The 12,705-nt window shown below is 61.9% G+C and carries 9 protein-coding genes and 1 tRNA gene; all 10 read left to right on the forward strand.

Annotation, left to right across the window (positions count from 1 at the left end):
• Positions 1 to 337 (forward strand): EF-Tu C-terminal domain-related protein (locus ACFQU0_RS08225; RefSeq protein WP_465262189.1); only part of this gene is annotated, 337 nt, incomplete at its 5' end.
• An 11-nt stretch (positions 338 to 348) separates the two neighbouring features.
• Positions 349 to 424 (forward strand) — tRNA-Trp (locus tag ACFQU0_RS08230).
• A 140-nt stretch (positions 425 to 564) separates the two neighbouring features.
• Positions 565 to 945 carry a preprotein translocase subunit SecE gene (gene secE / locus ACFQU0_RS08235; protein WP_382199694.1) on the forward strand — a complete coding sequence of 127 codons (381 nt, stop codon included), beginning with the start codon at positions 565 to 567 and terminating at the stop codon, positions 943 to 945.
• A gap of 68 nt (positions 946 to 1,013) precedes the next feature.
• Entirely contained in the window at positions 1,014 to 1,541 is a 528-nt protein-coding gene (nusG, locus tag ACFQU0_RS08240) for a transcription termination/antitermination protein NusG (protein ID WP_382199983.1), read from the forward strand.
• Between the two features lie 125 nt (positions 1,542 to 1,666).
• Positions 1,667 to 2,098 (forward strand): 50S ribosomal protein L11, encoded by a 432-nt coding sequence (gene rplK, locus ACFQU0_RS08245; RefSeq protein WP_086121537.1) that lies wholly within the window; start codon positions 1,667 to 1,669, stop codon positions 2,096 to 2,098.
• 1 nt (position 2,099) lies between these two features.
• Positions 2,100 to 2,795: a 50S ribosomal protein L1 gene (rplA, locus tag ACFQU0_RS08250; RefSeq protein ID WP_382199695.1), complete on the forward strand. Its 696-nt coding sequence runs from the start codon at positions 2,100 to 2,102 to the stop codon at positions 2,793 to 2,795.
• A gap of 253 nt (positions 2,796 to 3,048) precedes the next feature.
• Positions 3,049 to 3,576, forward strand: a complete 528-nt coding sequence (gene rplJ / locus ACFQU0_RS08255; RefSeq protein ID WP_382199696.1) for a 50S ribosomal protein L10 — start codon at positions 3,049 to 3,051, stop codon at positions 3,574 to 3,576.
• Positions 3,577 to 3,614: 38 nt separating this feature from the next.
• The gene (gene rplL, locus ACFQU0_RS08260) at positions 3,615 to 3,989 is read left to right on the forward strand and encodes a 50S ribosomal protein L7/L12 (protein WP_382199697.1); all 375 of its coding nucleotides are present in this window, start codon (positions 3,615 to 3,617) and stop codon (positions 3,987 to 3,989) included.
• 247 nt (positions 3,990 to 4,236) lie between these two features.
• Positions 4,237 to 8,364 carry a DNA-directed RNA polymerase subunit beta gene (gene rpoB, locus ACFQU0_RS08265; protein WP_382199698.1) on the forward strand — a complete coding sequence of 1,376 codons (4,128 nt, stop codon included), beginning with the start codon at positions 4,237 to 4,239 and terminating at the stop codon, positions 8,362 to 8,364.
• A 26-nt stretch (positions 8,365 to 8,390) separates the two neighbouring features.
• Positions 8,391 to 12,611, forward strand: coding sequence for a DNA-directed RNA polymerase subunit beta' (rpoC, locus tag ACFQU0_RS08270; RefSeq protein WP_382199699.1), 4,221 nt, complete (start codon positions 8,391 to 8,393; stop codon positions 12,609 to 12,611).
• The last annotated feature ends 94 nt before the right edge of the window (positions 12,612 to 12,705 follow it).

Genomic DNA, 12,705 nt, shown 5'->3' on the forward strand with positions numbered 1-12,705 from the left:
ACGCGAAGACGTGCAGCGCGGCCAAGTGCTGTGCAAGCCCGGCTCCATCAAGCCGCACACCCACTTCACCGGTGAGGTGTATGTGCTGTCCAAGGACGAAGGTGGCCGTCACACCCCGTTCTTCAACAACTACCGTCCGCAGTTCTATTTCCGCACCACCGACGTGACCGGCTCCATCGAGCTGCCCGAAGGCAAGGAAATGGTGATGCCTGGCGACAACGTGTCGATCACCGTCAAGCTGATCGCCCCGATCGCCATGGAAGAGGGTCTGCGCTTCGCCATCCGCGAAGGCGGCCGCACCGTGGGCGCCGGCGTGGTGGCCAAGATCATTGCTTGATTTCGATCTGTAGGGGTATAGCTCAATTGGCAGAGCGTCGGTCTCCAAAACCGAAGGTTGTAGGTTCGATTCCTACTGCCCCTGCCACTGACCAAGTGGCGAAGATCTGAAGGTCTTCCCTCTTTGTGGTGGTTTTCAAGCCCGCCGAAGCCTCAGGCTTCAGGTGGGCTTGCGTGCCTCAAGCGTTTTGTTTGGTGTGCGTTTCATTTTTTAGGTTACAGGTTCAGATGGCCACTTCGCAAATCGAAACTGTCAGCACGGGCGCTGACAAAGCCAAGCTGGCAGCGGCTGTGCTGCTGCTGCTGGGTGGCTTTGTGGCCTTCTACTTGTTGGCGCAGCAGGCTTCCTACGTGCGTTGGCTGGCCTTGTTGGTGGCCTTGGCTGCGGCGGTGGGGGTGTTCTTCACTTCGGAGGCTGGCAAAGAGTTGATCGCTTATGGGCGCGACTCTGTGCGGGAAGTCAAAAAAGTGGTGTGGCCGGCGCGCAAAGAGGCCATGCAGATGACGGCCTACGTTTTTGCGTTTGTGTTTGTGATGTCCTTGTTCCTGTGGTTCGCCGACAAGACCCTGGAATGGGTGTTGTATGACCTCGTTCTGGGCTGGAGATAACAATGACCACTGAGCAGGGTATTTTGGCGGCCGATGCCGAGGTGGCTGCGGCCAATGCGGCTGCAGGCATGCGCTGGTATGTGGTGCATGCCTATTCGGGCATGGAAAAAGCAGCCGAGCGCAACATCGTCGAACGCATCAACCGTGCCGGCATGCAGGCAAAGTTCGGTCGCATCCTGGTGCCGACCGAAGAGGTGGTGGAGGTCAAGAATGGCCAGAAGCGCACCACCGAACGCAAGTTTTTCCCTGGCTATGTGCTGGTGGAAATGGTGATGGATGACGACACCTGGCACCTGGTGAAGCACACCAACAAGGTGACGGGTTTTGTGGGTGGGGCCAAAAACCGCCCCGTGCCCATTTCCGAGGAAGACGTTCAGAAGATCGTCAACCAGATGCAGGAAGGCTCGGACAAGCCTCGCCACAAGGTCGAATTCATGGTGGGTGAGTACATCCGCGTGAAGGAGGGCCCGTTTGCCGACTTCAATGGCACCGTCGAAGAAGTCAACTACGAAAAGAACAAGCTGCGGGTGTCGGTGACCATCTTTGGTCGCGCCACGCCGGTCGAGCTGGAATTTGCCCAGGTCGAAAAGACCTGAGCCTGAACGTGGTGTTTGCGGGACAGGCCCGACGCAAACGCCTCCTTTCATCAACCGGGTCCCCAACCGCGAGGAGACTGTCCACCTGAAAAGGGGCGGTCGTTTGCACTCGCAGGAGCTAAAACATGGCGAAAAAAATCGTCGGCTTCATCAAGCTGCAAGTGCCAGCTGGTAAGGCCAACCCCTCTCCCCCGATCGGTCCGGCGCTGGGTCAGCGCGGCCTCAACATCATGGAATTCTGCAAGGCGTTCAACGCCCAGACCCAAGGTGTCGAGCCCGGCCTGCCGCTGCCCGTGGTGATCACCGCTTTTGCCGACAAGAGCTTCACCTTCATCATCAAGACGCCTCCGGCGACCACCTTGATCAAGAAAGCCATCAAGCTCGACAAGGGCTCGCCTGTGGCCAACAAGCAAAAGGTCGGCAAGATCACGCGCGCACAGCTCGAAGAGATCGCCAAGACCAAGATGAAGGACATGACCGCTGCCGACCTGGACGCCGCTGTGCGCACCATCGCCGGTTCGGCCCGCTCGATGGGCGTGATTGTGGAGGGCGTGTGACATGGCCAAGCTGACCAAGAAACAAAAAGCCTTTGCAGGCAAGGTTGACAGCACCAAGCTGTATGCCCTGACGGACGCGCTGGCGCTGATCAAGGAATGTGCCAACGCCAAGTTCGATGAGTCCATCGACGTGGCGGTGCAGCTGGGCATCGATGCCAAGAAATCCGACCAGGTGGTGCGTGGCGCCGTCGTGTTGCCCAACGGCACCGGCAAAACCAAGCGCGTCGCTGTGTTCGCACAAGGTGCCAAGGCCGAAGAGGCCAAGGCCGCCGGTGCCGACGTGGTGGGTATGGACGACCTGGCGGCTGAAGTCAAGGCCGGCAACATCAACTTCGATGTGGTCATCGCCTCGCCCGACGCGATGCGCGTGGTGGGTACCCTGGGTCAGATCCTGGGTCCCCGTGGCCTGATGCCTAACCCCAAGGTGGGTACGGTCACCCCCGACGTTGCCACGGCTGTGAAAAACGCCAAGGCCGGTCAGGTGCAGTTCCGTGTCGACAAGGCCGGCATCATCCACGGCACCATCGGTCGCCGCTCGTTTGATTCCGACAAGCTCCAGGGCAACCTGGTGGCGCTGATCGATGCCCTGAACAAGGCCAAGCCGGCCACCAGCAAAGGTGTGTACCTGCGCAAAGTGGCGGTGTCGTCGACCATGGGTGTGGGCGTTCGCGTCGACATGCAATCCATCTCGGCTTGATCGTGTGAGATTTTTGGGTGGCCGGTCTTTGGGCTGGTCACCTGAATGTGGTGGGCCCGCTTGCACGAAAGTGTGGGTGGGGCCATCCAAGACCGCTGGCGCGGCCAAGGGTGCAAACCCCGAACCGCTTAATGAACGCAACGCCAGCGCAGATGGCGATCCCGCTGCAGATGGAATTTTCCTGACACAGTTGGTCGCTGCAATCCCGCGCACCAAGGGGCACGCCCTGAGGTGCATTTTGAAGGAGTAGACCTTGAGTCTGAATCGCAGTGAGAAAGAAGCGGTCATTTCCGAAGTGACCGGCCTCGCAGCTAAAGCTCAAACGCTCGTGATGGCGGAGTACCGTGGTATCACGGTCGCGGCCATGGACAAACTGCGCGTCAACGCACGCAGCAACGGTGTTTCCCTGAGTGTTCTGAAGAACACCCTGGCACGCCGTGCTGTGGCTGGCAGCGGTTTTGAAGTGGCAGCAGACCAGATGACCGGTCCGCTGATCTATGGCTTTTCCGAAGACGCAGTGGCCGCCGCCAAGGTGGTGGCCGAGTTCGCCAAGACCAACGACAAGTTGGTCATCCGAGGCGGCGTGTATGCGGGCAAGGCCCTGGACGCCAACGGCGTGAAGCAACTGGCAAGCATCCCGTCCAAGGAAGTGCTGCTGGCCCAGTTGTGTGGCTTGCTTATGTCGCCCATCTCCCGCACCGCTGTGGTGCTGGGTGCCCTGGCGGCGAAAAAAGGCGAAGGCGCTGCCGCTCCGGCAGCCGAGGAAGCTGCTGCCGCCTGAGTGCGCAGCCCCTGTTAACCAATTGTTAGGAAATCAAAATGGCATTCGATAAAGACGCATTTCTGACCGCCCTGGACAGCATGTCGGTCATGGAACTCAACGACCTGGTGAAAGCCATCGAAGAGAAGTTTGGTGTGAGCGCTGCCGCCATGGCCGCTCCCGCTGCTGGCGGTGGCGCTGCTGCCCCGGCCGCTGAAGAGAAGACCGAGTTCAACGTTGTGCTGACCGAAGCTGGCGCCAACAAGGTGTCCGTCATCAAGGCCGTGCGCGAAATCACCGGTCTGGGTCTGAAGGAAGCCAAGGACCTGGTCGACGGCGCACCGAAGAACGTGAAAGAAGGCGTTGCCAAGGCCGATGCCGAAGCCGCTGTGAAGAAGCTGGTGGAAGCCGGCGCCAAGGCCGAACTGAAGTAATTCGGTTCTGTTCCGAGGCTGGAGTGTCCGATAAGGGCCTCCAGCCTTTGGTGCTTTCAGAGCACATTCAAGAGCCGGCCCCCATGCGCCGTTTCCTGAGTGTCTTCTGACCCCGACTGCAGAAGACGACTTGGTTCGGGTGGCGTGCAATGCGCCACCGTCCGCCAATGGTTGGTAGAGGCCAGCCACCAAGCAATGCCACAGCGCTGGCAAGACAGTCGCCGCAGACCTCAAGCCCGGAGATCTCATGGCATCCGCACAGACGAACTATTCCTACACCGAACGCAAGCGCATTCGCAAAAGCTTTGGCAGCCGCGAAAACGTGCTCGAGATTCCTTACCTGCTGCAAATGCAGAAGGACGCCTACACCGCCTTCCTGCAAGCCGACCAGCTGCCCAAGAAACGCTCGCCAGAAGGCCTGCAGGCCGCGTTCGAAGCCGCCTTCCCCATCGTCTCCCACAACGGTTTTGTGGAGATGAAGTTCGTCGAGTACAACCTGGCCAAGCCGGCGTTTGACGTGCGCGAATGCCAGACGCGTGGTCTGACTTTCGCCTCGGCCGTCCGTGCTCGCGTCCAGCTGATCATCTATGACCGTGAGTCCTCGACCGCGCAGTCCAAGGTGGTCAAGGAAGTGAAGGAGCAGGAGGTCTACATGGGCGAAGTGCCCCTGATGACCGACAAGGGCTCGTTCATCATCAACGGCACCGAGCGCGTGATCGTGTCTCAGCTGCACCGTTCGCCGGGCGTGTTCTTCGAACACGACAAGGGCAAGACCCACAGCTCGGGCAAGCTGTTGTTCTCGGCTCGCATCATTCCCTACCGCGGCTCGTGGCTCGATTTCGAATTCGATCCGAAGGACGTGCTGTTCTTCCGTGTGGACCGTCGCCGCAAGATGCCGGTCACCATCCTGCTCAAGGCCATTGGCCTGAACCCGGAATCCATCCTGGCCAACTTCTTCGTCAACGACCACTTCCGCCTGATGGACAGTGGCGCGCAGATGGAGTTTGTGGCCGAGCGCCTGCGTGGCGAAGTCGCGCGTTTCGACATCACCGACAAATCGGGCAACGTGGTGGTGGCCAAGGACAAGCGCATCACCGCGCGCCACACCCGTGAGCTGGAGCAGTCTGCCACCACGCACATCAGCGTGCCGGAAGACTTCCTGCTGGGCCGTGTGGTTGCCAAGAACATCGTTGACGCCGACACCGGCGAAATCATCGCCAAGGCCAACGAAGAACTGACCGAAGCGCTGCTGAAGAAGCTGCGCACCTCGGGTGTGCAAGACTTGCCTTGCATCTACACCAACGAACTCGACCAGGGCGCCTACATCAGCCAGACCCTGCGCATCGATGAAACGGTGGACGAATTTGCCGCCCGCGTGGCCATCTACCGCATGATGCGCCCCGGCGAGCCGCCGACCGAAGACGCCGTGCAGGCCTTGTTCCACCGCCTGTTCTACAACCCGGACACCTACGACCTGTCGCGCGTGGGCCGCATGAAGTTCAACGCCCGCGTGGGCCGCGACGAATCCACCGGCCCCATGGTGCTGTCCAACGAGGACATCCTGGCCGTGGTCAAGATCCTGGTTGACTTGCGCAACGGCCGTGGCGAAGTGGACGACATCGATCACCTGGGCAACCGCCGCGTGCGCTGCGTGGGCGAACTGGCCGAAAACCAGTACCGCACCGGCCTGGCTCGTATCGAGAAGGCTGTGAAGGAACGCCTGGGCCAAGCCGAACAAGAGCCGCTGATGCCCCACGACCTCATCAACAGCAAGCCGATTTCGGCTGCGCTGAAGGAGTTCTTCGGTGCGTCGCAGCTGTCGCAGTTCATGGACCAGACCAACCCGCTGGCCGAGATCACCCACAAGCGCCGCGTGTCGGCCCTGGGCCCGGGCGGTCTGACCCGCGAACGTGCTGGCTTCGAAGTGCGCGACGTGCACGTCACCCACTACGGCCGTGTGTGTCCGATCGAAACGCCTGAAGGTCCGAACATCGGTCTGATCAACTCGCTGGCGCTGTACGCCCGCCTGAACGAATACGGCTTCATCGAAACCCCGTACCGCCGCGTGGTGGACGGCAAGGTGACCAACCAGATCGACTACCTGTCGGCCATCGAAGAAGGCAAGTACGTCATCGCCCAGGCCAACGCCGCGCTGGACGCCGACGGCCGCCTGACCGGTGACCTGATCTCGGCACGTGAAAAGGGTGAATCCATCCTGACCCCTGCCGACACCATCCAGTACATGGACGTGTCGCCCGCGCAGATCGTGTCGGTGGCAGCCTCGCTGGTGCCCTTCCTGGAGCACGACGACGCCAACCGCGCGTTGATGGGCGCCAACATGTCGCGCCAGGCCGTGCCCGTGCTGCGTCCGGAAAAGCCCATGGTGGGCACCGGCATCGAGCGCGTGGCCGCTGTGGACTCGGGCACCGTCGTCACCGCCAAACGCGGTGGCGTGGTGGACTACGTGGACGCCACCCGCATCGTGATCCGTGTCAACGACGGCGAAGCCGTGGCCGGTGAAGTGGGTGTGGACATCTACAACCTGATCAAGTACCAGCGTTCCAACCAGAACACCAACATCCACCAGCGCCCCATCGTCAAGAAGGGCGATCTGCTGGCCAAGGGTGACGTGATCGCCGACGGCGCTTCGACCGACCTGGGCGAAATCGCCATCGGCCAGAACATGCTGATCGCCTTCATGCCCTGGAACGGCTACAACTTCGAAGACTCGATCCTGATCTCCGAAAAGGTGGTGGCCGACGACCGCTACACCAGCATCCACATCGAGGAACTGGTGGTGATGGCGCGCGACACCAAACTGGGCGCCGAGGAAATCACCCGCGACATCCCCAACCTGGCCGAGCAGCAACTCAACCGCCTGGACGACTCCGGCATCATTTACGTGGGTGCCGAAGTGCTGCCGGGCGATGTGCTGGTGGGCAAGGTCACGCCGAAGGGCGAGACCACGCTGACGCCGGAAGAAAAACTGCTGCGCGCCATCTTCGGCGAGAAGGCGTCCGACGTGAAGGACACCTCGCTGCGTGTGGACCAGGGTTCCAGCGGCACCGTGATCGACGTGCAGGTCTTCACCCGCGAAGGCATCCAGCGCGACAAGCGCGCACAGCAGATCATTGACGACGAACTCAAGCGTTTCCGCCTGGACCTGAACGACCAGTTGCGCATCGTGGAAGCCGACGCGTTCGACCGCATCGAGAAGCTGTTGCTGGGCAAGGTCGCCAACGGCGGTCCCAAGAAGCTGTCCAAGGGCACCAAGATCGACAAGGCCTACCTGGCCGAAGTCGAGAAGTACCACTGGTTCGACATCCGCCCCGCCGAAGACGACGTGGCCGCTCAGCTGGAGTCCATCAAGAACTCCATGGAGCAGACCCGCCACAGCTTCGACCTGGCGTTTGAAGAAAAGCGCAAGAAGCTCACCCAGGGCGACGAGTTGCCCGCTGGTGTGCTCAAGATGGTCAAGGTTTACCTGGCCGTCAAGCGCCGCCTGCAGCCTGGCGACAAGATGGCCGGTCGCCACGGCAACAAGGGTGTGGTCTCCAAGATCACCCCGGTGGAAGACATGCCCCACCTGGCCGACGGCACGCCGGTCGACATCGTGCTGAACCCGCTGGGCGTGCCTTCGCGCATGAACATCGGTCAGGTGCTGGAAGTCCACCTGGGCTGGGCCGGCAAGGGCCTGGGCCAGCGCATCGGCGACATGCTGCAGCGTGAAGCGGCAGCCAGCGAGCTGCGTGGTTTCATGGAGCAGATTTACAACTCCACCGGCCGCAAGGAAGACCTGGCTGCTCTGAGCGACAGCGAAGTCCGCGCCATGGCGCAGGAGCTGACCACGGGTGTGCCGTTTGCCTCGCCCGTGTTCGACGGCGCGTCGGAGAAAGAGATCATGGACATGCTCCAGCTCGCCTACCCCGACGACATTGCGAACGCCAAGGGCCTGACCGCGACCCGCACGCAGGCGCAGCTGTTCGACGGCCGCACCGGCGACGCTTTCGAGCGCAAGACCACGGTGGGCTACATGCACTACCTGAAGCTGCACCACTTGGTGGACGACAAGATGCACGCCCGTTCCACCGGCCCGTACTCGCTGGTCACGCAGCAACCGCTGGGCGGCAAGGCGCAGTTCGGTGGTCAGCGTTTCGGCGAAATGGAAGTCTGGGCGCTGGAAGCCTACGGCGCCTCCTACATCCTGCAGGAAATGCTCACCGTCAAGTCCGACGACGTGCAGGGCCGCACCAAGGTGTACGAGTCCATCGTCAAGGGCGAACACGCCATCGAAGCCGGCATGCCGGAATCGTTCAACGTGCTGGTCAAGGAAATCCGCTCGCTGGGTATCGACATCGAACTCGAGCGTTCGTGATTCACTGAAGAAAAGGAAACCGACAAATGAAATCCTTGCTCGACCTGTTCAAGCAGTTCACGCCCGACGAGCATTTCGATGCCATCCGCATCGGTCTGGCCTCGCCGGAAAAAATCCGTTCCTGGTCCTTCGGTGAAGTCAAAAAGCCCGAGACCATCAACTACCGCACCTTCAAGCCCGAGCGCGATGGCCTGTTCTGCGCCAAGATCTTTGGCCCCATCAAGGACTACGAGTGCTTGTGCGGCAAGTACAAGCGCCTCAAGCACCGTGGTGTCATCTGCGAGAAGTGCGGCGTTGAAGTCACGCAGACCAAGGTGCGCCGCGAGCGCATGGGCCACATCGATCTGGCCGCGCCTTGCGCCCACATCTGGTTCCTGAAGTCGCTGCCGTCGCGTTTGGGCCTCGTGCTGGACATGACGCTGCGCGACATCGAACGCGTGCTGTACTTTGAAGCCTATGTGGTGACCGACCCCGGCATGACCGCGCTGAAGAAGTTCAGCATCATGTCGGAGGACGACTACGACGCCAAGCGCAAGGAGCTGGGCGACGAGTTCGAGGCCAAGATGGGCGCCGAAGGCATCAAGGACCTGCTGGAGTCCATCGACCTCGACATCGAGATCGAGAAGCTGCGCAACGACCTGACCGGCTCCGAGCTCAAGATCAAGAAGAACGCCAAGCGCCTCAAGGTGCTGGAAGCCTTCAAGAAGAGCGGCATCAAGCCCGAGTGGATGGTGCTGGACGTGTTGCCCGTGCTGCCGCCGGACCTGCGTCCGCTGGTGCCCCTGGACGGCGGCCGCTTCGCGACCTCCGACCTGAACGACCTGTACCGCCGCGTCATCAACCGCAACTCGCGTCTGCGCCGCCTGCTGGAGCTGAAGGCCCCGGAAATCATCGCGCGCAACGAAAAGCGCATGCTGCAGGAAGCCGTGGACAGCTTGCTGGACAACGGCCGCCGTGGCAAGGCCATGACGGGCGCTAACAAGCGCGCCCTGAAGTCGCTGGCCGACATGATCAAGGGCAAGAGCGGTCGTTTCCGTCAGAACTTGCTGGGCAAGCGCGTCGACTACTCCGGTCGTTCGGTCATCACCGTGGGCCCGACCCTCAAGCTGCACCAGTGCGGCCTGCCAAAGCTGATGGCCCTGGAGCTGTTCAAGCCCTTCATCTTCTCGCGCCTGGAAGCCATGGGCATCGCCACCACCATCAAGGCGGCGAAGAAAGAAGTGGAAGCCGGCACCCCCGTGGTGTGGGACATCCTCGAAGAGGTCATCAAAGAGCACCCGGTGCTGCTGAACCGTGCGCCCACGCTGCACCGTCTGGGCATCCAGGCGTTTGAACCCATCCTGATCGAAGGCAAGGCCATCCAGCTGCACCCGCTCGTCTGCTCGGCCTTCAACGCCGACTTCGACGGTGACCAGATGGCCGTGCACGTGCCGCTGTCGGTGGAAGCGCAGATGGAAGCCCGCACCCTGATGCTGGCCTCCAACAACGTGTTGTTCCCGGCCTCGGGTGAACCCTCCATCGTGCCGTCGCAAGACGTGGTGCTGGGCTTGTACTACACCACCCGCGAGCGCATCAACGGCAAGGGCGAAGGCATGGTCTTCTCCGACCTGGCCGAGGTGCTGCGCGCGCTGGAAGCCGGTGTGGTGGAACTGACCGCCAAGATCAGCGTGCGCCTGACCGAGTGGGTCAAGGACAAGGACAGCGGTGAATTTGTGGCCGAAACCAAGATGGTGGACACCACCGTCGGTCGCGCCCTGTTGTCTGAAATCCTGCCCAAGGGCCTGGCCTTCAGCAACCTGAACAAGGCGCTGAAGAAGAAGGAAATCTCGCGCCTGATCAACACCTCCTTCCGCAAATGTGGCTTGAAGGAAACCGTGGTGTTCGCCGACAAGCTGCTGCAAAACGGCTTCCGCCTGGCCACCAAGGCCGGCATCTCCATCTGCGTGGACGACATGCTCGTGCCCAAGGAGAAACACGGCATCATCGAGCGCGCCGAGAACGAGGTGAAGGAAATCGCCCAGCAGTACTCGTCGGGTCTGGTGACCGCTGGCGAGCGCTACAACAAGGTGGTGGACATCTGGGGCAAGGCCGGTGACGAAGTCTCCAAGGTCATGATGGCCCAGCTGGCCAAGGAAAAGACCATCGACCGCTCCGGCAAGGAAGTCGATCAGGAGTCGTTCAACTCCATCTACATGATGGCCGACTCGGGCGCGCGGGGTTCTGCCGCCCAGATTCGCCAGCTGGCCGGCATGCGCGGCCTGATGGCCAAGCCTGACGGCTCCATCATCGAGACCCCCATCACGGCGAACTTCCGTGAAGGTCTGAACGTGTTGCAGTACTTCATCTCCACCCACGGCGCCCGCAAGGGTCTGGCCGACACGGCGTTGAAGACCGCGAACTCGGGCTACCTGACGCGCCGTCTGGTGGACGTGACACAGGATCTGGTGGTCAACCAGAACGACTGCGGCACCTCCAATGGCACGCTGATGCGCGCCATCGTCGAAGGTGGTGAAGTCATCGAATCGCTGCGCGACCGCGTGCTGGGCCGTGTGACCGCCGAAGAGGTGATCCACCCCGAAACCCGCGCCACGCTGCTGCCCGCCGGCGAAATGCTGGACGAGGACATCCTCGACATGCTGGAAGCCGCTGGTGTGGACGAGGTCAAGGTCCGCACCGCGCTGACCTGCGAAACCCGTTTTGGCATCTGCGCCAAGTGCTACGGTCGCGACCTCGGCCGTGGTGGCCTGGTGAACATGGGCGAAGCGGTGGGTGTGATCGCTGCGCAGTCCATCGGCGAACCCGGCACCCAGCTGACCATGCGCACCTTCCACATCGGTGGTGCGGCCTCGCGTGCGGCCATCGCCTCCAGCGTGGAAGCCAAGTCCAGCGGCATCATCGGCTTCAACGCCACGATGCGCTACGTGACCAACACCAAGGGCGAACTGGTGGTGATTTCGCGTTCCGGCGAAATCGTCATCCACGACGAACACGGCCGTGAGCGTGAGCGCCACAAGGTGCCTTACGGCGCCATCCTGTCGATCAAGGCCGACCAGACCATCAAGGCCGGCACCATCCTGGCCAACTGGGACCCGCTGACCCGCCCCATCATCACGGAATTCGCCGGTCAGGTGAAGTTCGAGAACGTGGAAGAGGGCCTGACCGTGGCCAAGCAGGTGGACGATGTCACCGGCCTGAGCACGCTGGTGGTGATCGATCCCAAGCGCCGTGGTGCGGCCAAGGTCGTGCGTCCGCAGGTCAAGCTGATCGATGCCCAAGGCAACGAGGTGAAGATCCCTGGCACCGACCACTCGGTGACCATCGGCTTCCAGGTCGGCGCGCTGATCCAGGTGCGTGACGGTCAGGACGTGGGCCCCGGCGAGGTGCTGGCGCGTATCCCGGTCGAAGGCCAGAAGACGCGAGACATCACCGGCGGTCTGCCGCGTGTGGCCGAGCTGTTCGAAGCACGCAGCCCCAAAGACAAGGGTGTGCTGGCCGAACTCACCGGCACCGTGTCCTTCGGCAAGGAGACCAAAGGCAAGATCCGCCTGCAGATCACCGATCCGGACGGCAAGGTCTGGGAAGACCTGGTGCCCAAGGAAAAGAACATCCTGGTGCACGAAGGCCAGGTGGTCAACAAGGGCGAAAGCGTGGTGGACGGCCCGGCCGATCCACAAGACATCCTGCGCCTGCTGGGCATGGAAGAGCTGGCCCGCTACATCGTCGACGAAGTGCAGGACGTCTACCGCCTGCAGGGCGTGAAGATCAACGACAAGCACATCGAAGTGATTGTTCGCCAGATGCTGCGCCGTGTGGTCGTCGACAGCGTGGGCGAGTCCAGCTACATCGCGGGTGAACAGGTCGAGCGCAGCGAGATCCTCAACACCAACGACGCGCTGCTGGCCGAGGGCAAGATCCCCGCCACCTACAGCAACGTGCTGCTGGGCATCACCAAGGCCTCGCTGTCCACCGACTCGTTCATCTCCGCCGCGTCCTTCCAGGAAACCACGCGTGTGCTGACCGAAGCCGCCATCATGGGCAAGCGCGATCCGCTGCGTGGCCTGAAGGAAAACGTGATCGTGGGCCGCCTGATCCCGGCCGGTACCGGCATGGCTTACCACGATGCCCGCAAGGCCCGCGAGAAGATGGACGACGAAGAGCGTCGCGCCATCGCCGAAGCCGATGCGATGCAGCTGGCCTCTGACCAGGCCGACGCGGCCGCTGCTGCCGAAGGCGCTGCTGGCGAATAAGTCGCCTCGCGCCTTTGGCCCGAAAAGCGCCCCGGCCCGGGTTCGGCCCGGGGCGTTTTTCTGCCTGTTTCACCGTGTGTTGACAAGGAATGCC

The organism is Hydrogenophaga defluvii (assembly GCF_042665235.1).
In the GTDB taxonomy this organism is placed as follows: domain Bacteria; phylum Pseudomonadota; class Gammaproteobacteria; order Burkholderiales; family Burkholderiaceae_C; genus Hydrogenophaga; species Hydrogenophaga defluvii_A.